Origin of the sequence: Photobacterium sp., from assembly GCF_033720175.1 — a bacterium.
In the GTDB taxonomy this organism is placed as follows: domain Bacteria; phylum Pseudomonadota; class Gammaproteobacteria; order Enterobacterales; family Vibrionaceae; genus Photobacterium.
Window position 1 is genome coordinate 51,741 of the sequence record NZ_JAWWDA010000008.1, and the last position, 23,474, is coordinate 75,214.

The window sequence follows — 23,474 nt, forward strand, 5'->3', positions numbered from 1 at the left end:
TTACTATGGAACAGCTTATTCGCGCTGAAATGCGCGTATTGCCCGAAATTGACGTTGACTTTGAAATTCAACGCCGCATCAGCTTTATTCAACATAAATTGAAGCAAGCCCGCTGTAAATCCCTTGTTCTTGGGATCAGCGGTGGCGTTGACTCAACGCTGTGTGGACGGCTGGCTCAGCTGGCTATTAACAGAATGAATGACGAAAGTAACTCTCAAGAATATCAATTTATCGCAGTACGTCTTCCATACGGCGAGCAGCACGATGAAGATGAAGCTCAGTTAGCCCTCTCTTTCATTAAACCATCTCATTCTGTTAGCGTGAATATCAAGGACGGTGTAGACGGTACGCATGCGAGTACTTTAGCTGCGCTGGAAGGCACGGAACTGCTTCCTTCATGCCACGCCAAGATAGATTTTGTGAAGGGTAATGTAAAAGCACGTACCCGGATGATTGCCCAGTATGAAATTGCGGGGCTTGTCGGTGGCATGGTATTGGGTACCGATCATTCGGCTGAGAATATTACGGGATTCTATACCAAGTTTGGTGACGGTGCTTGTGATCTTGCGCCTTTGTTTGGTCTGAACAAACGTCAAGTTCGCCAACTTGCTGCGGCACTGGGTGCACCTGACTTGCTGGTAAGAAAGATACCAACAGCAGACTTGGAGGAGTTGGCACCACAGAAACCCGATGAACATGCACTTCTGGTAACTTACGATCAGATTGATGACTTCCTGGAAGGCAAACCTGTCGAGACCGAGGTTGCAGAACGTCTTGTCGAAATTTATCTGGCCACCCAACACAAGCGTCAGCCAATCCCGACAATTTATGATAACGAATAACGCCGTTTAAAGTAACTTATGAAGGCTTCTATCAGCGAGCAAGCCTTCATTTTTCACTTAAACGTCAAAATGGTTATCAATCAGGCTATCAAGCTCCCACCAAAGTGCTTCACATAATCCTTTTCGGTAAACCGCTTTTTTAAACGAAGGGTGCTCTTCCCGATACATATCATAATGCCGTTTTGAGCTACTTTTACTCGCCCTGACATTCGCTAACCGATCACAGGTTTTTACGATCAAAGCCAATCGGGCCGCTTCTTCAGCGGTATCCAACAGCCCTAAGCGTTGATTAATATCTATCTTTCGCTTTGCTCTCTCTTCTAATTTACCGTCAGTCATGTATTGAACGGCATCAGCAACCAGAAAACCAAAATCAGCGGCAAGTTCATCAACACTAGTTTCAGTATCTTCCATGACATCATGTAATTGGGCAATAATCATTGCATCAATACCAAAAGGACTTGCAAGGCGAGAGACGGTTTCGAGATGAACATAATAAGGCAGGTTGCCATACATTTGTCCAGTATGCTTAGCTCTGGCCAGTGTACGCGCTTTGATATAACGGTTATTCATCCTGCCCCCTAACTAAAACGATTATCCAGCTGAGCGAAAAGCACCCAACAGATATTTTATTCCAGCGAGACTGAATATACTAAATTTACATGAAGTGTATGAGATTTAACGCACATTTTGAAAAAAAACGGCTCCTTGAAAGGAGCCGATTGGGATTATTCTTCTTCGCTTGTTTGCTCAGCCTGTTTCTTGGCTGCAGCTTCGCGGATTTCGTTAGCGACAATCAAAATAGCCTCTCCGCTACTCATGCCATTGGCCATAAACTCATGAATTCGGTCTGCGGCTTTTTGTTGTTCTTCGTGATTCAAAGTAGGCACATTATTAAACATAGCTATTATTCTGCATCTCTAAAGGGTGATCATTCTAGGGCTAAACATGAAGCTTGTCACTCTTTGCCTGCAGTTACTCGCCTGTCACTATACCCAAGTAGCCTAGAGCAAGTGTTAACCCGGACGGCCATCAAGACGTGGTTGTGTTAACACAGGGTAATACAGCACAGAAAAGATGGTGAACGCGATCACCCATAATATCGCCGAGATCACGTAGCCGTTTATAGCCAAAGACGGCAGAAACAAAATCATAACCGTGCGGGCTAATGCCGAAAGAATAATTGCAATGAAAGCGCAAACAATCCAGCGCCCTACCTGTAGTCGACGTCCGCTATGCCCTAAAGACACACGGGCGATCATCGCTAAGATCATGCCACCGATACCGCCGACGGTAATAAAGTGTAACGCTACACTGTAACTAATATCGCCGGACATAAAGTGCAGACCTAGCATAAACATGCCAATAATCATAAAGATATAAGCTGTATGCAATGACCATAACAACGGCGTTTTCAGTGTCTGAAAGCTTCTCCAGCGCACAAAACGAATAAGATGGGTAAAGCCGGTTCCTATAAATAACGCAGGCAGAGTAACCTGGTTGATTGCCTGAGGTACGGGCAATAACACATTTAATACCAGTAACCAGCTTGGTAGCATTGCCAGCAATTCAATCGCCGTAATGCGTGTAATTTGTTCCGTATTGGTACCTCGCCAGGTGAAAAATGGAATAACACGGCCACCAACAACAAGCACAATAACGGAAATAATAGTAACGATCGATAACGCCGTTGAACGCAGATCATATTGCTCAGCACCAAAGGTCAGTCCCAAACTAATAAGGTGCAACTTTGCATTCAGGTATGTTAATACCAGCAGTAAAGGGGCAAAAAATACATTGTTCCACTGTTTTCGCTGCACGATTGGCTTCGCCAGGAAGTAAGCGGCTAGTGGGATCCAGATCAGATCAATGACCATCCAAATAATGTTCGGCGTGCCCAACAGTAGACCGATACGAGCGGCAAGCCAGAACAGGAAAATAACGGCCAGCTTCCCTCCTCTTATACCGGGGCTACCGGTCCAGTTTTGAACTGCCGTCAGCAAAAAGCCGATAATGATGGCACAGGTAAAACCAATCAGCATTTCGTGGCTATGCCACCAAATGGGACTCCCATACATCAACTGAGAAACATCGGCGGTACCAGACCAGAACAGAGCCCAGACAGTCATTGAGACTGCAGAGAAAATACTTGCACCAAGAAAAAACGGACGAAAAGCTAATCTAAAAAAGGGGGTAATTCGCTGTTCTTTCTCGTTATCTAAAATTTGCATCATCGGTATACCTTGACCCACACTTAAACATGCATAAATCATACACCTTTAAAGAGGTAATTAAAATACACATTTAAATATAAGCCAAAGCTAAAAAAGAGTTGCCGGTTTTAGCCTGCTAATCAGGCTAAAAATCGGGGTAATCAACTGGCCGAGTAATACGTTGTATATCAAGAATCGATATTTCGCCTTGCCAGCGACTATCGATTAACCCGACGCTTAACCAGTATCGGCCATCAGGAACATCAATTTTCGGTAAAGTTGTTGGTAGTTTTCCATCCACTTGTTCGGTCCATAATGGGGTCCAGCTCGTATCATTCAGATCATATAAGTTGATGGATAACGCCGGTGACGGACATGCCGAGTTAGATAACTGACCTCGTTCAATACGCCAGTTTTTACTGTCTTTCCAACCAATGCGCTGCTTAAAAGAAGGTTCTGTTAATAGTATCCAGCTGATCCAGTCTTGATCACCTTCCGCATTAATCGCTAATTTATACAAACCCGCATTCACTGGTTTTTCTAATCGCCGAGCCTCAACTGAAAAATAGCCCCCTTCTTCTATCGCAGGAGAGCGGTCCATCATCGTTTCATCGGGCCATTTGGTTAATCTGATTGACTTGATTTTAGCCTGAGTCATTCCAATGATGGATACTTTGAACGTAACCTGGTTCAGGTTCTGAATCACCTCGCGCTGAATGGAAAGTTTTGACAACCATTGCGGCAACACTTTTTGCTCAAGGCTATGGCCACAATCTTCTGATATTGCAAGCTCTAACAGATTATTAAGATTAATGCGTTGTTCAGCATTCGGTGTCTGCTGCCAGGCCTGGATCATCGATTCAAAACTGGCCGAAGTTTCACCTTCCAGTAAGCGTTGATGTGCTGTGGTGTACAGATCTTTGCCTGCAAACCATGTAGCGTAAGCTCTCGGCGCGAATAGCGCCGAGTGCAACAAGAGAAGCGTACAAGTAAAAAAAAACTTGGCCATTGGTTTCAAGATTTCATGCGGTAGCCGACACCTCGCAACGTTTCGATCTCAATACCTGCAAGTTTTTGACGTAACTGCAAAATATGAGTATCAACAGTACGAGTTGTTGGATAGTGATTATAGCCCCAAACCTGATCTAAAAGTTCGTCACGGGTAAACACGCGGCCTGCATGTCTGGCGAGAAACAGTAGCAGTTCAAATTCAGTACGCGTCAAAGTGACAGTGTCACCCGCCTGCTGTACTTCGCGACTATCTAGGTTAATTATAGTATCTCCAACTGCGATAATGTTCGCAGCCTCCGCCTCCTGCTCTCCATTACGGAGGTGGACCCGAATTCGAGCAAGCAACTCTTCTTCAGCAAACGGTTTGGTTAAATAATCTTTTGCACCTGAATCTAAGCCAATGACTTTGTCTGTGACAGACACCATTGCCGTTAATAAAATGACAGGTACATGTTTGATTTGCAGCCAAGCAGGCAAAAAGTCTAATGAATCACCTTCCGGTAACTGACGGTCAAGTACCACCAGGTCTGCACTTTGCCATAAGTCTGCAACTTTACTCGCGCAATCGGCATAAAGGCATTCATAACCAGCTTGCTTTAAACTCTCGAGTAAACCATCAGCAAGGTTGCGGTCATCTTCAACCAGTAGCAGGGTTTGATTCACACGGTATCTCCAAAATAAACGTTGTAGGCGGACCTTCTAATTTCAGTCGTCCACCCATTCTGTGGATCATCGATTCAACGATTGTAAGACCAAGCCCTAAGCCTTTTTCACTGACAAAGGGTTTTCTCAATCTAGCCCAGTCATTGGGCCCCAGTAGTCCTTGATCTTCCACTCTTACAATCAACTTTCCATCATTGAACGATGAGGTCAATGTCATTGGTGCAACACCATATTTCTGAGCATTAGACAATAAGTTGTCGATACAGGTACCCAGCCAGTAAATATTGACTTTTACTGCCATATCTTCAGATAAAGCCAGTGTTACATCATAAGGTTCACTTAGATACTCGATCCACTCATTAAATGAATCTACCTGGTGAACACTTAATTCTTGTTGATTTGCCTGCAGGTAGTCTTTGCTGGCTTCTGCAAGTTGACGTAGTCGTCTTGAATCTTCAGTTAAACGCCTGAACTCATCATACAGTGACTCAGGTAAATCATCAAAATGACGCCGAAAGCCTTCTACCGTCATCGCTAAGCTTGCAATCGGTGTTCGGAGTTCGTGAGTCAGGATCTGCAATACAAGCATACGTTCCTGCATTGCTCTGCGACGGATCTGCCAACGGTAGGCTATCCATCCAATTAATAAGCCCACATTAATAACCAGCAAACTGATTAACAAGTAAAAGGTTAAATGCGACTTATCTTCTTCTTGCCAGCAGATGTTACCGCTTTTTACGAGACAAAAATCTGATTTGTTTAGCCGCTTAAAATAGATATCGTACCGATTTAACACAAGTGACCATGTCGGTTGATCATACACATGGTATTGATTGCCATTTCGGAACCATAGCTCACCATTTGAAATAAAAGCGTCTGCGCCGGCACTAAAAACGGTTATTTCTTCACTGCTCATCCGTTGCAATCGACCCAGCACCGTATTGGTTGGTGACAGTGCCCGCTCCTGAATATGCAAATACTCAGTCAGGCTGTCGACACTGTCTGGATACTTTTCCAAATAACGTGAGGCATAACTACCGCCGCCGGGATGAATATAACCTGACCGTACAAACCAGCCTTTAGGTAACACTGTATTGTTACAGAGCGCTCGGGTAAAAACCACAGGCTGTGTTACTAAAGGGCTTACCGGCCACGGCCCCTTACACGTTAACGAATTCTGATAAAGCCGTTTTATTGAATTCAGAGGATAGCTAGCTGATTGCGGAAGCAGGCTAGATGGTAAGAGTAACGGTGTAGGATATAAACTTTGTAACTGACGAAAATCGTATGTCGCTAACGGCTCACTCTTGAACAAGTCAGAGCGTACCGCACTTAAACGATCAGGCAAGCTTAGATCTGCAGCAGAACAGGCCCCTGAAACAATGAGTAAAATTAACAGCGCATACTTTTTCATCCAATCAGTTTATCATTCAATCACAACACAATGTCATAAAATTGTCAGTAGTATAAAACGCTTACGCATTGATTGATCCAAGTTTCGCAGAAGAATAATACAGCCCAATAAGCAACATTTTTGATTTGGTATAACAGTACCAACTCCTATTTTACACCTGTTCACGACAAACAAAAAAGAGGAGCCGACTGGCTCCCCTTTCATTTTAACGAGTTATCGAAATGATTACAGGTGCTCAATAATCTTCAAGCAACTATCTTTGGCGTCACCAAATAACATTTGCGTATTTTCTTTGAAGAACAGTGGGTTCTGAACCCCGGCATAACCGGTATTCATTGAACGCTTGAACACAATAACGTGTTTAGCATTCCACACTTCTAATACTGGCATACCCGCGATTGGACTGGTTGGATCGTCCATTGCGGCGGGGTTGACTGTATCATTCGCGCCGATGACCAGTACAACATCTGTTTCGCTAAGATCATCGTTAATCTCGTCCATTTCCAGAACAATGTCATAAGGTACTTTTGCTTCGGCAAGCAATACGTTCATGTGACCAGGAAGACGACCGGCTACCGGGTGAATACCAAAACGGACATTCACGCCTTTAGCACGCAATTTATCTGTGATTTCATGAACAGGATACTGAGCCTGCGCAACTGCCATACCATACCCTGGAGTAATAACGACAGATCGTGCATCTTTGAGCATTTCAGCCACTTCTTCAGCCGATGCTTCATGGTGTTCACCTTGTTCTTCATCTGAAGAGGCAACAGCAACAGTACCAAAACCGCCTGCAATTACACTAACAAAAGAACGGTTCATCGCTTTACACATAATGTAAGACAGAATTGCACCAGAAGAGCCGACCAACGCGCCCGTTACGATTAACAGATCATTTGCCAGCATGAAGCCAGCTGCCGCCGCGGCCCAACCTGAGTATGAGTTGAGCATCGACACAACCACTGGCATATCTGCGCCACCGATTGATGCAACCAAATGATAGCCGAAAACAAATGCGATAAGAGTGACAATAATAAGTGCGGAGGTAGAACCTTCTACATTTACAAAGTACACCATCAGTAGTAATGAAACGACTACTGCCGCCAAGTTAAGCTTATGACGGTGAGGAAGCATCAATGACTTGGAAGAGATAATGCCACGTAACTTACCGAAAGCCACAATCGAGCCGGTGAAAGTCACAGCACCGATGAATACACCCAGGAAGATTTCAACAAGGTGAATATTCAATAAAGCGCCAGTTAGCTCGCCATGATCGAAGAACGTGTTGAAACCAACCAGAACAGCCGCCAGACCGACGAAACTATGCAAAATGGCAACCAGTTCTGGCATCTCGGTCATTTCAACTTTCTTCGCCAGATAGAGACCAATCACACCACCGATGATCATCGCAAGGATGATCCAGCCAGTACCCTGAGCATCAGGGCCAAATATCGTCGCCACAAGCGCGATAGCCATACCGGCCATGCCGTAATAGTTACCAGCCCGTGCGGTTTCCTGCTTAGAAAGACCCGCAAGAGACATAATAAATAGCACCGCAGCAACAATGTATGCCGCCTGTACGATTCCTGCAGACATGTGTTACTCCTTATTTATCTTTACGGAACATTTCAAGCATCCGCTTGGTAACAAAAAAGCCACCAAATATGTTGATACTTGCAATTAGAACGGCGATAAATGCCAGGAAGGTAACGAAACCAATCCCCTGACCAACCTGCAACAGTGCACCAACAATGATGATGCCCGAGATTGCGTTAGTCACCGACATTAACGGCGTGTGAAGTGCGTGAGTAACATTCCAGACAACGTAATAACCCACCACACAAGCCAGTACGAAGACCGTAAAGTGTGCAAGGAACTCTGCAGGTGCGTAACTCGCAATCCAACCAAATGCGGCAATACCCGCGGCCATTATTCCGTATTTTTTAACCGGAGAAGCAGGTTCTTTAACTTCAACCGCTGGTTTAACTTTCGCGGCAGGCGCTTGCGGTGCTGCGGAAACTTTTATTGGTGGCGCAGGCCAGGTAACTTCACCTTCTTTAATAACGGTCAGACCACGTAACACTTCATCGTCAAAGTCGATGTTAATGTTACCGTCTTTCTCTTTACACAGAAGCTTAATAAGATTAACCAGGTTTGTACCATAAAGCTGAGATGATTGTGTCGGCAGGCGACCAACCATATCGGTATAACCAATCACTTTGACACCATTAGCGGTAGTGATAACTTTATTGGCTTCGGTATAGGCACAGTTACCGCCATTCGCCGCCGCAAGGTCAACAATCACGCTACCCGCCTTCATTGAATCAACCATTTCTTTGGTGATCAATTTCGGAGCAGGACGACCCGGAATAAGCGCCGTGGTAATGATGATATCAACATCTTTAGCCTGCTCAGCGTATAAACGCTCAGCCGCTTTGTTGAACTCATCAGACATTTCTTTTGCGTAACCATCGCCAGTGCTGGTGTCTTCCTTAAAATCAACTTCAAGGAATTGTGCTCCCATACTTTCAACTTGCTCCTTAACTTCAGGACGCACATCGAAAGAACGAACAATAGCACCAAGGCTACCTGCAGCACCGATAGCAGCAAGACCGGCAACACCCGCTCCTGCCACTAACACTTTCGCAGGGGGCACTTTACCCGCAGCGGTAATTTGACCGGTAAAGAAACGACCAAATTCATGAGCCGCTTCAACAACAGCACGATAACCTGCGATGTTAGCCATTGAACTAAGTGCATCAAGCGCCTGAGCACGAGAAATACGCGGCACTGAGTCCATCGCCATGACATTGATTTTTTTGGTCGCTAGTTTTTCTAGCAACTCTTTGTTTTGAGCCGGCCAAATGAAGCTCGCAATACTTGCACCTTCTTTGATCAGATCAAATTCATCAACACCTGTTTCTTCGTTCACCTGAGGAGCATTTACTTTCAGAATAAGATCTGATTGCCATACTTCTTCAGTTGATACGACTGTCGCACCTGCTGCTTCAAAAGCGGCATTGTCGAAACTTGCGTGAATACCAGCGTTATGCTCTACAGCAACACTGAACCCCATTTTTAACAGCTGCTCAACCGTTTTCGGTGTCGCAGCAACTCGTGTTTCATTTACGAGTATCTCTTTAGGCACACCAATCTGCATTTTTATTCCCTGAACATTGGCATAGAAGTATTGGTTTTGTATCCAACCAGCAAAGCAATATCAAGTGCTTTGTAAGAAAAATACGAAAAACCTTAACAAATCGCTGTAATTAACAACGAATGTTACCTTCTAACAGAAAGAAAAGAACGTTTTTAACACCTGGACAGAGGTCAAACCACGTTAAAAAATAACAATATACGCCTTAAACGCTGTAAAAATGCCATCTAAAACGCAGTAAAGCACCATATAGCCCAAAAAATACACACTTCACATAAAATATGTCTGTTTAAAACACCTCAAGAATAGACACTAAAGAACCACTTAAATATTAAGGGACATCAATTCTTGATGAAGCTGCCCTATAGGGCAATGAAAGTCTTGCTGTGTATTACAACTAACCATTTAAAAGCAAAATCACTAGCCGGGAAAAACGCTAACGAGTAACGATGATCACAGGCTGTCAAAATATTACGATCTGACTTCAGTTGCTGAACATCATGTCGCCATTTTGATCAATGAACATTTTTGCTTTGTTCAACATGAATGTTTCGGCATCCTGGCGAGAACTCAACAGATCGGAGCGAACAAAAGTATGTGTCTTCACTTCGCCATCTATCTGCTTGCAAATGCGTCCCGCAATACGAAATTGACCACCCTCTGCGATTGGCTCGGGATAGATCAAATAACCTTCGTATTCCACTGGTTCAACTTCAACTGTTTTCTTTTTTTTGTCTAAACCAAACAGTTTTGAGAAAAAGCCCACTGATTCGCTCTCCTTGAGGCTGCCAACACATTCGTCAACATCATGCCATAATCTTACTGAAAATAATTATACCAAGATAAAATTATGACAAAAAAATTCTATTAAAATACCGACATCAAATAACAATCATTTAACAACCCAGATAAAAATACTGAACTCAGTGTATTATCAACATAATTGCAACTTTTGAAAGTAGACAGGCCTAAGTGCAGATACAAAAACGCCAGCAAATGCTGGCGTCTTATACTTAATTTTTTGATATGTTCCGATTAGCGATAAAGACCGATATCTTTTTGAAGATGAGACGGTAAATCGGATACATTATATTGGTTTGGTGTTTTTGAACCACCAAACAATATATCTAGTACGTGTGCAATCAATCCTTTGATATTAACCGCATAGGCTTTCTTATCCATTGCGGTAGGCGTTGCGATGGTGTCGAAATTCATTACCTGTGCCATGATTGCCTCTCATATTTGGTTTCTTATTGAATTGAGCTCATGGTAGCCGCTTTTACTGCACCTAAAAAATGACAAAATCTCCATGTCAACATTAGTTTTTATAATGTGTTAACAAAGGTTTAAATGGCACTTTCGGTGCGAGAATAAAGTTTCATGAATAGCAACTAACTACTCGTTTTTAGCTTTGTTTTTTGCTTAAAATTTCCTGGTTTGTATTTTACCCCACTTTGTAGTAACAATAAGGCAACATTTTAAGTAAGAAAATAAATATGCTCGTTTTTTTATCAAGACACTCACCGATCCTATTGATGCTTTCCGCTATTTTTGGATTTATATTTCCAACGGCATCAGCGATTGTTTTTCCATTCTTACCTTATATTCTCTTCTTTCTGATGCTGTTTACCCTACTGGGCATGAAGCAACGTGAATTGATTAACCTTTTGGGTCAACTAAACATTTGGTGCTACGCCTGTTTCCACGCCATTGCATTATCGATTATCGCCTGTTCAATCTCGGGACTTCTCGGCGCATCGTCATCGATGCTGTTAGCGATCTCAGCCGTAACGGCCACCGGATCTCTGTTTGCAACACCTGCTATCGCCCGTTCTGTCGGATTAGATGCGCTTAAAGCGATGGCAATGACGATCGCTTCAACACTAATGATGCCCGCCGTTCTTTACATCAATTTTCTATTATTTCAAGACAGTAACTTCTCACTGGACATGCAAAGCTATATTCAGCGTTTAATGATCTTTATTCTCGGCCCGATGGGTATCTCTGCGCTTTGCTATCGGCTTATCCCACACCATTTATTACACCGTACCCACGCAAAGCTTTCTCAGGTGACTATTCTGCTGGTATTCACTTTTCCTTTTGGACTAGTGGGTGAATTCAGAAAGATGTTCGATCAGTCATTCACTCATGGCCTTAGCTTTTTATTAATTGGTATTGCGCTCTGCATTCTGTTTTTTCTTACCGGCTTTCTATTTTACCGCCGCCAGGGGCTAGACCCTGCTTTGCTAGCAGCCATTACTGCAGCTAATCGAAATGTACTTCTGACCTATACTGTCGCTGGCGCGTATTTGGGACCTGAATATATGGCATTAATGGGCGCGATTCAGCTACCCACTTACTCTTTACCGATATTGGTTAAAGCATTATCAAAGTACTGCTCCCCCTACACGAAAAATGGCTTGCAAACCAAGAAAAAGAGCTTACAAAATCATCAATAACCCTTTCAGTTCAAAGTTATTTGTCTATTGAGAGGCTTTTCCTTGCCTCATGGTGAGGTTTTTTCTAACATGTTTAAGAATTCTCAGGGCGGGGCGCAATTCCCCACCGGCGGTAATTCAGTCAATATTCACTTGATGAACTGACTGAAAAGCCCGCGAGCGCTTATCAGCGTATACGTTGATAAGGTCAGCAGATCTGGTGTAATGCTCTCAATCGAGTATGAGTCCAGAGCCGACGGTTATAGTCCGGATGAAAGAGGATCAGTGGAGACAATCCTTTGTCTCTTACTTATGTGTTCGAAACGTTTTTTGCTCTTAATGGGTTTACTCCGGTAAACTTGTTAAGCCAATGAATGGTTAGTCGTGCGTCGGTGACTATTTGCATCTGCTTATACACCAGATTGATACGTAATGATTGACACTACACTGTTAGAGTTATTCCGGCCAAAGCCGGGACGCTGCCTTTCTATGCCCTGATTCTGGTTAATTTTTTATACGGAGTTATTACCATGAATCAGTCACTACTTTCCCCTTTTGGCACGGCTTTTGAGCGTGTTGAAGCAGGTCTTGCTGCGATCCGTCAAGGACGTGGTGTTTTAGTTGTTGATGATGAAGATCGTGAAAACGAAGGCGATCTCATTTTTGCCGCAGAAACGCTGACCCCAGCACAAATGGCACTTATGATCCGCGAGTGTTCAGGCATCGTCTGTTTATGCCTGACAGAAGAGCGTGTTGCCCAACTTGAGCTGCCAATGATGGTAGAAAACAATACCAGTGCAAATCAGACAGGTTTTACCGTTACAATAGAAGCGGCAAAAGGTGTGACAACGGGCGTATCGGCTGCTGACCGTGTAACGACGATTAAAACAGCCATTGCTGACAATGCCACTCCTGCAGACTTGAGCCGTCCTGGCCATGTGTTTCCATTAAAGGCGAATCCTGAAGGCGTTCTTGGCCGTCGCGGCCATACTGAAGCAACTATTGATCTGATGCGTCTGTCTGGCCTTAAGCCTTACGGTGTACTTTGTGAGCTTACCAATGTCGATGGTACTATGGCTCGCCTACCGGAAGTGATCGAGTTTGGTCAAAAATTCGATATGCCGGTGCTGACCATCGAAGATTTAGCCGCTTACCGCCTGGCAAAAGAAATGAACAAAACAGAAGAAGCCGTTATTGCTTAGTTGCTTTTAAAACGATTATTTGAAACTATTCTTTAAAATACTAAAGGCCGAGTAAATGCTCGGCTTTCATCTATATCAGATCAGAGCTTATTTACCATTCAACATTGTATTTATATTGGAAAATAAGCAGTCCTAGTCAATGTGACCTGAATGGCCAGTAAAAATAGATAATTTTTTATACACCTGCCGCAGGGATCATATAAATAATGATGCTCCAAGCTGAAACCCAACCAGTTACCATGGCTATATCAAACCAATCACGACTCATATCCCCTCCCAAAGGTTTATATATTTACAATAATATTTATCGACAATATTAGTCTTTTCTTTAACCTGTTTTTTAAATTTTTAATTATAAAACCAAATAACAAAGTTATGACGTTTAAATAAATAAGCGCCAAATCTATGGCACCTTATACTTAAAAATATGATTTTTGCGGGGTTAAACTCGCTTGCTACGAAACACAACGCGCTAAAACAATTTAGTTCAAGCAACACCTTCCTGACATTCACACGGAATATAGGAAATTAATGATTCACTCGGTGCTGACAGCGTACCCTTTGTACGGGCGTACTCTTCAAAGGCTTCTGCCATGGTGATATTTAATGCTTGGGGCTCTGATTCATAATGTAACAAGGCATGATAACCTTCTTTACCTGTCGCGGTATAACCAGAAGAAACCGATGAATAAATTTCGTCGTCTTCAACATCAACCCATTGGCCATTTTTATTGATCTGCAATCTTTCAATTCGCATTCCTATCTCTGCGCAACATCGGTAAGTAAAGTTCAGATCAGAGATATAGGGAAAACTGCCGCTTCCCGTGCCAGTCACACCATTATCAATCGCGTTATTGATCGCTCCTTCTAATGCTTCTCTTACCCGCAGGCCCTTAATACGGTATACCATGAGACCAATTGCAAAAGGCAGTAATTTTCCGGCAATGTCAGCGGAGGTCAAGGGGCCAGGATTTAGCGATGAACGAACACCACCAGCATTGTGAATACCAAAGTCAATATCAAAACCAAGCTGACGTCCTTGCCATACAAAGCTTTCGACCACCAACGGAGCAATCTGACTGCAGCCTTTGTGATCAGGTATGCGTACATGTCGCAGCGGCACAGTAACCTCGGCAATCTGTTGTGTCTGTCGCTTACGGACTTCAGGCCGGTACTCGGTATTTAATATATGTTCGATGTTCGGATCTTTCGGGCAAAAGCGAATATTCGACTGTTCGCTAAGGAAGGCTTTAACCTCGGCATGAGTATCTGAGTCCAGATGCTCAGTTCTAGAAGCATCAACGGTAAACTGTCGCCCAAGCAGAAGCTGATTGATACCAGAAGCCTTAGCAACTGTCCCGTCAGGATTAAAGTCTAACTCAAGTTGACCTAATGCTAACGCATTACATCCAGCCTGCACCACGCAAGTATTGTTAACCATCCGTGCATACTCATCGGTGGCACCATAACCCAAGTTAGTGAAGTCACCTTGCATGGTATGGCTGTGGCCTCCAATTATCGCCCCTAACCCGTCGATTTCAGCAGCCAGTTTTAAGTCACGGTCATAGCCTAAATGGCTGAGCACTACAACTTTATTAATACCCTGCTGTCGTATAGCCGAGATTGTTTTTTGGGCCACATCGACAACATTTAAAAACTCAGTATCAGGATCCGGGTTTGCAATTCCGGCCATGTTTTCTATTGCAAGACCAAAGATAGCAACAGGCTCCCCCGCAACATCTTTGACAATATATCGCCCATACCCATTTTCTTTATCAAAAGCGCAGATATTGGTCTTATGGCGTAACGGATTCGCTTTTGCTTGATCTTCTTGTGAAAGATCCCAGTTGGCCGCCAGCATTGGAAAATCAGCAAGATCGAGAAAGTCGGCAACGATGCCGTTTCCCATATCTAACTCATGATTACCCAATGCCATCGCCTCTACACCAATGGCATTCAGAAGCTTGGCATTGGCGATGCCTTTGTACAGAGAGAAATACAAGGTTCCCTGAAAGCAATCACCGGCATGCAGGAACATGAATTCACGACCTTGCCTATAAGCTTGCTTTTTTACCTCTTTAACCGCCGTTGACACGCGAGAAAAACCACCACAACTGGCATAAACATCCGTTTCCGTTTCAAGCACGTCAGCAGGCAGTGACAATGAAATTGAAGAAGGCTCGAAGTGTGAGTGGGTGTCATTAATATGTGCAAAGGTTATATTTGCTGAGCGGTGTTGAGTCATAGAGGATCGTTGCTCTCCATTAAAAGGCTGAATAAGAAAGTATTTTGTAGGACGAGAGGAATATCACAAAGTAATTTGGTTTCGCTCGCATCTGTACTGCTGATATTTTGAAAATTTCAGAGAAAACGTGACATGAGACGAATTGTATCACAGATAATAACAATCTCTGCTATCAAACTGAAGACAATAGATTTTCTCATCATTTCACCTGGCTATATAGCTTTATACTGAATTTTATCAGTGACCGTGTCACGTCTATCTGCACTCAGTCCATGCGTTTCTTGCCAATGCCCTTTATATTTATATAAGGCTATTAGATACGATTGGGTAAGAGCATGATCCCTTATGCATTCACACTGCTACTCGCATGTTTCGTTGGTATTCTCGCTCAAAAAACCGGCTTGTGTATGGTCCGCGGTGTACAGGAGTTTCAGGCTAAGCGCCCGGGATTTCTGCTAACCACCTTATGTTGCGGATTCTGGCTATGGCTGGTAAGCCCAATTTCGGATCAACTCTTTACCGACTCGGCGCTGTTCAGGCATAGCATCAGTTTTCCCTTTTTTATTGGTGGCCTGTTATTTGGTCTGGGCTCCGCAATGAACAAAGGCTGCGCCATCTCAACCATATCAAAGCTGGCTAAAGGCCATTACCAGATGATCGCGACCCTGCTTGGCTGGTTAATCGGCTGGATCTTATTCGCACCGGTCACCCTCAATATGTCCTATACCACCTTAGCCCCAATAACCAGCCCCTCTATCACCGTGACAGTAATGTTATTCCTTCTGATCGCTCTCATATTTTTTAGAGTTCCCAGTTCTAAGCGCCCTATTTTATTGGGGGTTGTCTTGTTTGGCATTATTGCCAGCCTATTAACAAGCTTGCTTCCTAACTGGTCTCCAAGCGAGTTATTCAAAGACATCGCTGCCGCATCCATTCATGGTGAACCGGATAAATGGCCGTCGATACAGCGCTATCTGGTGATTGTCAGTCTGATCATTGGGATGGCGATAAGCGCAAGAAAGAGGCTTAACTTCAGGGAGTTTCAACTGAGGCCCTTACAGCTTGTATTACACCTCTGCGCAGGGATCATTATGGGGATTGGTGCGTCGCTGGCTTTAGGTGGCAATGATTCCCAACTATTCGTCGCGTTACCTGCCTTTTCTCCCGCTGCCGCTCTGACCGTAATCAGTATGCTTGTGGGTACAATGGCAGGAATATTTATCAGAAAAAAATTAAAATATTATTTAACGGATTACCTTCGAAATAGCTAGCGCCTGTGCCGATAAACCAATCGAAATCAGATACGTTGGAATAAAAAGGCAGCTTTAATCGCTACCTTTTTCACACTCATATTTACAGGTAACGACCGTGACGCTGTAAGAATTCAATCTTATAGCCATCGGGATCCTGAACGAAGAAAAACTTCGCTAATAACTGCCCGTCACGGAAGAATTCTTTGACATCAGCAGGTCCATAACCGAGATCTGAGAGCTTTTGGTGTTCTGCTTCTAACTCATCGACAGCAACCGCAATATGACCATAACCCGTTCCGTGACTGTACGCTTCTTCCGTCCCTTCGTTCCAGGTCAGCTCAAGCTCCATATCGTTTTCTTCATTACGCAGATAAACAAGACTAAAACCATCAAAATCTAACCGTTCCGCAATATCCAGTTCAAGCGCATCTTTGTAGAATTTTATTGATTTATCTAAGTCCACAACGCGGATCATAGTATGAATGATCTTTGCCACCCAACACCTCCTCTCAATTTAAGAAATCTGATCTATCCCGAGTTCATAACAGCTACGGACTATAACAACGCACTTAATCTGCCTCAAGTATTAAGCCGAGAACCATGCCGTTTTTCATAACGATCCAATAAGTTATCACTAATCTGTGACCAAAACGGGCAAAAGCCACATTAAGGTGCTGTAATCTAATAATAAGAGGTGGCTTATGCATTTAGAACGTATTGAGATTTCGGGATTCAGAGGAATAAAACGGTTATCCCTCACTTTTGATGAACTAACCGTATTGATTGGTGAAAACGCCTGGGGTAAATCATCCTTACTGGATGCGCTGAGTATCGCCTTGCCACCTGATGCCCATTTTTATAATTTCAGATTTTCAGATTTTCATATTGACTATGCGCTCGGCCACCAAAAAATGTCTCAACTACAAATCATATTGCACTGGAATGAAGATTATCAAGGCGAACATAAAGCCCGGAAATATAAAGCTTTCACTCCTGTATGGGTAACACAAGATGGTCTGCAGCATCTTTATTATCAAATAAGCAGTGTGATCGACAATGATAAAATTTTCACCCAACGCCAGTTCCTTGATAGTAACGGCCAAGTCATCGAATGCCCCGATACAGACAAACTCGTAAAGCAATTAATGGGCTTACACCCTATTGTACGTATTCGCGATGCTCGAAGGCTGCGTGATGACTCTCTCGATATCTCATCGGCGCCATCCCATAACGGGCAATCAAAGAATGCCCGTATCGAAAAACGCTTAGACAATACTTGCCGCCGTTTGATGACCAACCCCGGCCACGTCAGCCCAGGAGAGCTAAAAAGCAGCGTGAATGCTCTACGCACGTTAGTTGACCACTATTTTGCCTTCACTCCACATAACCGAACCAGTCAATTCGACCGGACCCATTTCCCGAGCCGCAGTCAGCATGGAGAGAACCCCTTAGAGCACCTGACCGAGCCTGAGATGAGCAAGCAAAATCGCTTAATTTTGATGGGACTGCTGAATGCCTACATTCGAGCCCGCGGTCCGGTTGAACTCAGACGGATCTCACGGCCGATAATGATCCTCGAAGATCCGGAAGGCCGGCTTCACCCCACCATATTGCATCAGGCATGGACATTTATTGCTAATATGCCGATGCAAAAAATACTCACGACGAATAGCCCGGATTTAGCTTCTGTCGTTCCCCTGCACGCCATTAAGAAGCTGATCCGTCAACCCGATAGAACCAAGGTCTGTTCTATTGGGTCTAAGGATTTGAGCCGTAATGAGGAACGGCGCGTCACCTTCCATCTTCGGTTACATCGCCCCAGCGCTCTGTTTGCACGGGCATGGTTGTTGGTTGAAGGTGAAACGGAAGTCTGGTTATTCAATGAATTGGCACGAATTTGCGGCTATAATTTGGCCGCCGAAGGCGTACAAATCATTGAGTTTGCCCAAAGTGGCTTAAAGCCGCTGATTAAAGTGGCGCGACATTTTGGTATTGAATGGCATCTGATTTCAGACGGCGATACCGCGGGTAAAAAATATGCCCAAACAGTAAAAAACATACTCGGAACAGAGGCTGAAAGGCACCGTTTAACGGTATTACCAGATCTAGACATCGAGCATTTCCTTTTCAATCACGGTTATGGGCCTTTATTCAGAAAATTGGCGAATGTGTCAGAAGAAAATCCTATGCCTCCCAAAAAAATCATACGAAAAGCACTGAAACGCTACGCGAAGCCAGATGTTGCTTTAGCCATCGTTGAATATTCTGATGAGTCAGATATAGAACAAATACCGCTTCTTATTCGCTGGGTATTAAAGCGGGTAGTCGCGATGTCACGCGGGATAGGTTAGGCCCGAGTCAAAGCGACCGATATGGTCGCCTTGTTATAAATTGGCCGCTGTTATTATCGTTTGTTCCAACGATGTTCACGCCACTCTACTTGCTGTTCTCTGGTCAGAAAAGTCCAGGCAATCATTCTGCTGGTTTTCTGTCCCTGCGCCATATCAATCGTACGCACATCAACAGCATTGGCATATTTCAGTGCCTTATAAATAGCAGGTAAATTATCTTTCTTAGAGACTAAGGTTGTATACCAGAAACAGCTCTCTGGCATTTCGCCACTCTGCTTAATCATCCGCTTAACAAACGCAATTTCGCCTCCCGGACACCACAATTCGGCTTTCTGCCCGCCAAAGTTCAGTACTGGTTTGCCTTTGTCAGGGCGTACTGATGCGATGGGGTTTACTCCTTTTTTGCCGCTTTTCTTATTGGCATTGGCACTTAGGTTACGTTGCTTGCGCTCCGAACCGGCCATTGCTTCTTCTAAAGAGCCATGGAAGGGGGGATTACACAGAGTAAAATCAAATATATCATCGGTATTGATCATACCTGTGAAAATGTTATCCGGAGACTTCTGTAGCCGGCATTTTATGTTACCTGCCAGACTGCGGTTCGACTCAACCATAAATTTTGCTGACTTAATCGATATTGGATCTATATCGGCACCGACAAATCGCCAGCCATACACACGGTGTCCGATGATCGGGTACACACAGTTTGCGCCGATACCAATATCCAGCCCGGAGATCCCTTTCCCTCTCGGGATCTCTCCGCCATTAGAATCAGCCAGTAAATCGGCAATATGGTGAATATAATCTGCCCGGCCGGGGATCGGCGGGCATAAGTAACCAGAAGGAATGTCCCAGTTATCAACTTGGTAGAAATGACGCAATAAGGATTTATTAAGCATTTTCACTGCATCGGGATTGGCAAAATCAATCGACAAGTCACCAAACGGGTTCTCCGCTACAAATGGGGCAAGTTCTGAACAGGACGCAATTAATACACCAAAATCGTAGCGCTGACGATGCGGATTACGCGGGTGTAACCCCTTCTTCTGCGTTTGTATCTTTTTCTGTTGAGTCATTCTACATTACCAATCAAGCTTGCCAGGATACCTATACCCCGTTAATGGGAGCGCATTGTACCTTTAGATACCTATCTGGACAATTATCCTGACAACGGATTAATTACCGAGAAATCATCCAATCTAACAGGTAACGGCTCTATTAATAGCAAAAAGCACCGCCGCCAATATGGCGGTGGTGCTCAAGTAAATGATCGATTTGGTATGGTTATTCCTTTTTCTCTGATGCTCGGCCAGAAGCTTTTTCAAATAGTTGAGTCGCTTTATCAACAAGATCTATCGGCATAGGGAAAACAATGGTAGTCGTTCTGTCATTCGATATTTCATTTAAGGTTTGCATATACCTCAATTGAACCGCATTCGGCGCTTTATTCAGCACTGCCGCCGCTTCACCTAATTTAGCCGATGCCTCGAGCTCACCCATCGCGTGAATGACCTTCGCTCGACGAGAACGCTCAGCTTCTGCCTGCTTGGCCAGTGCCCGAACCATACTTTCATCAAGATCTACATGCTTGATTTCAACATTGGCGATTTTAATTCCCCAATTGTCAGTGCGTTGATCCAATATTGATTGTAAGTCTTTATTCAGTGTTTCCCGCTCTGCTAGCAACTCATCAAGCTCATGCTGGCCCAATACAGAACGCAGCGTAGTTTGTGATAACTGACTGGTCGCTTCATTGTAGTTTTCTACATTATTAATTGCCATTTTCGGGTCGACCACACGGTAATACACCACGGCATTGACACGTACCGATACGTTGTCACGGGTGATCAAATCCTGAGTCGGCACATCCAAAACAATGGTACGTAAATCAACCCGCACCATTTGTTGAATGATCGGTACAATGATAATCAAACCAGGACCTTTGATCTGATAGAAGCGTCCGAGAAAAAATACCACTGCACGTTCATACTCACGCAAAACTTTAAACATGCTCATGATTAGCACAACCACCAGCACCACAATCGTCGTAAGAGAATACGTAATCATACCGCTATTCCTTCTTATTATTTTCTACATTGCTACTGTTACTTTCTACATCTAGCCACAAGCCAGATATATTCTTAACAATAACCTGCTGTCCGGCTTGCAATGAACTTGAACACCGCGCCTGCCAAACTTCCCCTTCAACCAACACCCTCCCTTCACCAGGAAAACCACTCAGTACCTGGGCACTATGGCCCAGCATCACTTGCGTTCCTGTGGTAACCGGTTTTCGCCTGGTTTTAAGTAAGAGAGTAAGGATCACGAAGGTAAACATCGCCGATACAACGGTCAGACCAACAATGAGTGGCAATGCAATCTGATAGCCGGGAGTTTCAGTATCCATCAGCATAATGGATCCTAGAACAAAGGCGACTACCCCCCCAAGCCCGAGAATACCAAAGCTGGGGCTGAACGCTTCTGCAATCATCAACGCAATGCCAAGCAGCAACAATCCTAAACCGGCATAGCTGACGGGTAGCATCTGTAGAGAATACATGGCCAATAACAGACAAATACCGCCTAATACGCCCGGCAATCCAATACCTGGATTATAGAACTCTAGCAATAGCCCATATATGCCAATAAGCATCAGAATATAAGCCACATTCGGATTGGTGATCACTGACAGCAGCTTGAACCGCCAATCTTGTTCACGTTCAACATAAACGACATTGGATAGCTCAATTTTCTTATCCAGACCATTAACGCTCACCGTTCGCCCATTTGATTTCGCGATTAGCTGTTCTATATTTGCCGCAAGAAAATCAATCACATTTTCCCTTAATGCACTCTCAGAATCTAAGCTGGCCGCCTCTCTGACCGCTTTAGCAGCCCAGACATCGTTTCGTCCATGTAATTTAGCCAGGCTTTGAATATAAGCCGCGGCATCATTTATGACCTTTTTTTCCATAGCCGTGTTTGCTTTGACACGTTCATCGCCGGAATCAGGTTGCTGTGACGTTTTGCTTTCGTCACCTGAAGCGGCGGGCTCTTCTTTTTCTTGGTCTTTCTTTTTATCCTTACTTTCTTTTGGTAGGAATGGATTATCAGATTCGTCGGGATCTTTATTTCCACCAGGAGACGTTAATGACACCGGAGTGGCTGCGCCTAAATTGGTGCCCGGTGCCATCGAGGCTATGTGGCTCGCCAGCAGAATATAGGTTCCGGCACTCGCGGCACGGGCGCCGGCGGGTCCAACCCATGTCGCAACAGGGATCGAAGAAGTCGTGATACCACGAATTATTTCGCGCATAGACGTATCAAGACCGCCAGGAGTATCCACTTTAAGAATGATGAATGATGCTTTGTCAGTCTGGGCCTGTTCTATCTCACGAGTAACAAAATCGCTGGTGGCAGGCCCGATGCCACCTTTAATATCGATGATCCAAACATCGTCAGCAAAAACTGGAGCTGTCATTAATAAGGTAACTATAGCGACACAGAGAGAAAAAAGTTTCATACTGCTTTCCCCACCTCAAATTTATGAGTACAGCGTATTAATCAACTGATTATTGATTTCAGTTTGTTAACACTAATTGCTATAAGCATAGCTCACCATTGAATAATAATGATATTTTTAGCGGCCGTTAAAGATAATCGTCTTATGAATGGCGACAAATCGAACTTAATGAAAAAGGTGAACATTTGCCTGGCTCAGGTAAACTCGGCAACGACAAATCGATTCCTCCCCTGCTCTTTGGCTTTATAAAGAACTTTATCAACGATCTCGTACATGTTTTCTGCCGTTTCCAGCCCGGTTGGTATCCATGTGACCATGCCTTGGCTGATGGTAACAATGTGTGAGGTGTTCGAATATAAATGAGGAATTTCGAGCTGCTGAATGCAGCTTTTCAGTCTTTGACATTCTTTAACGGCACGGGTTTTATCACAGTTACTGATCAGAATAACAAATTCTTCACCGCCATAACGGGCTGCCAACTCTCCGGCACGACTGTAGTTTTCCTTTAATTCTGCTGATACCAACTGTAAACACCGGTCACCTTCCAGATGACCATAGTGATCGTTATAAGCCTTAAAGTGATCGACATCGATCATGATAATGGTCATCGATAAGCTATTACGTCCATGCCAGGAAATATATTCAGCAAGTTTTTCATCTAAATAGCGCCTATTGGCCAGCTTAGTCAGACCGTCTTCATTAACCAGCTGTGACAAGAGATCATTGGCTTGTTCCAGCTTAACCGTTGCCTCTTTCAACTGATGGCGCATACTGGAAATACGTTGCATAGCTTTGAGCTTAGAAGCAAGCACTATCTTATTGACGGGTTTAACCAAATAGTCATCGCCCCCAATATCTATCGCCTTTGCAATCATTTCAGGTTCATCATGGCCACTAAGAAAAATAATCGGAATCCATTCAGGGTGCTTAATCCGTATTTGTTCAGCAACTTCAGTACCACTCATAACTGGCATGCTGATATCGAGGAGCAAAAGATCAGGATCAAACAATGGATACTTTTCAATCGCTTCACGCCCTGAGCCAACGGCCTCAACGATATGCCCTAACCTTTGTAATCTCATAGCAAGCTGCATACGCTCTAAATGAACGTCATCAACAAGTAAGATACGCATCGCTTCCATGAAAGCATCCTATTGAT

21 protein-coding genes and 1 riboswitch are annotated in these 23,474 nt (G+C 44.0%); of the genes, 5 read left to right on the forward strand and 16 right to left on the reverse strand.

What is annotated here, in order from left to right:
* The first annotated feature begins 5 nt into the window (after positions 1–5).
* Positions 6–842: an ammonia-dependent NAD(+) synthetase gene (gene nadE, locus R3289_RS10900; protein ID WP_318925527.1), complete on the forward strand. Its 837-nt coding sequence runs from the start codon at positions 6–8 to the stop codon at positions 840–842.
* A gap of 57 nt (positions 843–899) precedes the next feature.
* Here nadE and R3289_RS10905 read toward each other — a convergent pair whose 3' ends face one another.
* The 10 genes from R3289_RS10905 to R3289_RS10950 all read right to left on the reverse strand — a co-directional run bounded on the left by R3289_RS10905 (position 900) and on the right by R3289_RS10950 (position 10,530).
* A complete protein-coding gene (locus R3289_RS10905) occupies positions 900–1,415 on the reverse strand; it encodes a phosphohydrolase (protein ID WP_318925528.1) in 516 nt (171 codons plus the stop codon).
* 155 nt (positions 1,416–1,570) lie between these two features.
* Entirely contained in the window at positions 1,571–1,744 is a 174-nt protein-coding gene (locus tag R3289_RS10910) for a YoaH family protein (protein ID WP_107283006.1), read from the reverse strand.
* A 114-nt stretch (positions 1,745–1,858) separates the two neighbouring features.
* Positions 1,859–3,076 carry an NnrS family protein gene (locus R3289_RS10915; protein ID WP_318925529.1) on the reverse strand — a complete coding sequence of 406 codons (1,218 nt, stop codon included), beginning with the start codon at positions 3,074–3,076 and terminating at the stop codon, positions 1,859–1,861.
* Positions 3,077–3,200: 124 nt separating this feature from the next.
* Positions 3,201–4,064, reverse strand: a complete 864-nt coding sequence (locus tag R3289_RS10920; protein ID WP_318925530.1) for a DUF2861 family protein — start codon at positions 4,062–4,064, stop codon at positions 3,201–3,203.
* A gap of 5 nt (positions 4,065–4,069) precedes the next feature.
* On the reverse strand, positions 4,070–4,729 hold the full coding sequence (locus R3289_RS10925) for a response regulator transcription factor (protein ID WP_318925531.1): 660 nt from the start codon (positions 4,727–4,729) through the stop codon (positions 4,070–4,072).
* Positions 4,704–6,143, reverse strand: a complete 1,440-nt coding sequence (vxrA, locus tag R3289_RS10930) for a sensor histidine kinase VxrA (protein ID WP_318925532.1) — start codon at positions 6,141–6,143, stop codon at positions 4,704–4,706. The genes R3289_RS10925 and vxrA overlap by 26 nt, the downstream gene beginning before the upstream one ends.
* A 225-nt stretch (positions 6,144–6,368) precedes the next feature.
* On the reverse strand, positions 6,369–7,742 hold the full coding sequence (gene pntB / locus R3289_RS10935; protein WP_318925533.1) for a Re/Si-specific NAD(P)(+) transhydrogenase subunit beta: 1,374 nt from the start codon (positions 7,740–7,742) through the stop codon (positions 6,369–6,371).
* Positions 7,743–7,752: 10 nt separating this feature from the next.
* Positions 7,753–9,306, reverse strand: coding sequence for a Re/Si-specific NAD(P)(+) transhydrogenase subunit alpha (pntA, locus tag R3289_RS10940; protein ID WP_318925534.1), 1,554 nt, complete (start codon positions 9,304–9,306; stop codon positions 7,753–7,755).
* A 481-nt stretch (positions 9,307–9,787) separates the two neighbouring features.
* Positions 9,788–10,069, reverse strand: a complete 282-nt coding sequence (locus R3289_RS10945) for an HlyU family transcriptional regulator (protein ID WP_318925535.1) — start codon at positions 10,067–10,069, stop codon at positions 9,788–9,790.
* Between the two features lie 269 nt (positions 10,070–10,338).
* Positions 10,339–10,530, reverse strand: coding sequence for a hypothetical protein (locus R3289_RS10950; protein WP_318925536.1), 192 nt, complete (start codon positions 10,528–10,530; stop codon positions 10,339–10,341).
* A gap of 269 nt (positions 10,531–10,799) precedes the next feature.
* Here R3289_RS10950 and R3289_RS10955 point away from each other — a divergent pair, with 269 nt between their 5' ends.
* Positions 10,800–11,762 (forward strand): hypothetical protein, encoded by a 963-nt coding sequence (locus tag R3289_RS10955; protein ID WP_318925537.1) that lies wholly within the window; start codon positions 10,800–10,802, stop codon positions 11,760–11,762.
* 75 nt (positions 11,763–11,837) lie between these two features.
* A riboswitch (FMN riboswitch) is annotated at positions 11,838–12,028 on the forward strand.
* Positions 12,029–12,271: 243 nt separating this feature from the next.
* Positions 12,272–12,943 carry a 3,4-dihydroxy-2-butanone-4-phosphate synthase gene (gene ribB, locus R3289_RS10960; RefSeq protein WP_318925538.1) on the forward strand — a complete coding sequence of 224 codons (672 nt, stop codon included), beginning with the start codon at positions 12,272–12,274 and terminating at the stop codon, positions 12,941–12,943.
* A 487-nt stretch (positions 12,944–13,430) separates the two neighbouring features.
* On the opposite strand, the gene R3289_RS10965 is transcribed toward ribB, so the two are convergent.
* A complete protein-coding gene (locus R3289_RS10965; protein ID WP_318925539.1) occupies positions 13,431–15,188 on the reverse strand; it encodes a bifunctional metallophosphatase/5'-nucleotidase in 1,758 nt (585 codons plus the stop codon).
* Between the two features lie 335 nt (positions 15,189–15,523).
* Here R3289_RS10965 and R3289_RS10970 point away from each other — a divergent pair, with 335 nt between their 5' ends.
* Positions 15,524–16,459 carry a YeeE/YedE thiosulfate transporter family protein gene (locus R3289_RS10970; RefSeq protein ID WP_318925540.1) on the forward strand — a complete coding sequence of 312 codons (936 nt, stop codon included), beginning with the start codon at positions 15,524–15,526 and terminating at the stop codon, positions 16,457–16,459.
* Between the two features lie 82 nt (positions 16,460–16,541).
* Here R3289_RS10970 and R3289_RS10975 read toward each other — a convergent pair whose 3' ends face one another.
* On the reverse strand, positions 16,542–16,937 hold the full coding sequence (locus R3289_RS10975; protein WP_318925541.1) for a VOC family protein: 396 nt from the start codon (positions 16,935–16,937) through the stop codon (positions 16,542–16,544).
* Positions 16,938–17,142: 205 nt separating this feature from the next.
* On the opposite strand from R3289_RS10975, the gene R3289_RS10980 reads away from it, so the two are divergent.
* A complete protein-coding gene (locus R3289_RS10980; protein ID WP_318925542.1) occupies positions 17,143–18,792 on the forward strand; it encodes an ATP-dependent endonuclease in 1,650 nt (549 codons plus the stop codon).
* Between the two features lie 53 nt (positions 18,793–18,845).
* Here R3289_RS10980 and rlmF read toward each other — a convergent pair whose 3' ends face one another.
* From rlmF to R3289_RS11000, 4 genes are all read right to left on the reverse strand, one after another.
* Positions 18,846–19,868, reverse strand: coding sequence for a 23S rRNA (adenine(1618)-N(6))-methyltransferase RlmF (gene rlmF / locus R3289_RS10985; protein ID WP_318925543.1), 1,023 nt, complete (start codon positions 19,866–19,868; stop codon positions 18,846–18,848).
* Positions 19,869–20,076: 208 nt separating this feature from the next.
* Positions 20,077–20,859, reverse strand: a complete 783-nt coding sequence (locus R3289_RS10990; protein ID WP_318925544.1) for a slipin family protein — start codon at positions 20,857–20,859, stop codon at positions 20,077–20,079.
* Between the two features lie 4 nt (positions 20,860–20,863).
* Positions 20,864–22,315 (reverse strand): nodulation protein NfeD, encoded by a 1,452-nt coding sequence (locus R3289_RS10995; RefSeq protein ID WP_318925545.1) that lies wholly within the window; start codon positions 22,313–22,315, stop codon positions 20,864–20,866.
* Between the two features lie 194 nt (positions 22,316–22,509).
* Positions 22,510–23,457: a diguanylate cyclase domain-containing protein gene (locus tag R3289_RS11000; protein WP_318925546.1), complete on the reverse strand. Its 948-nt coding sequence runs from the start codon at positions 23,455–23,457 to the stop codon at positions 22,510–22,512.
* Positions 23,458–23,474: the final 17 nt, after the last annotated feature.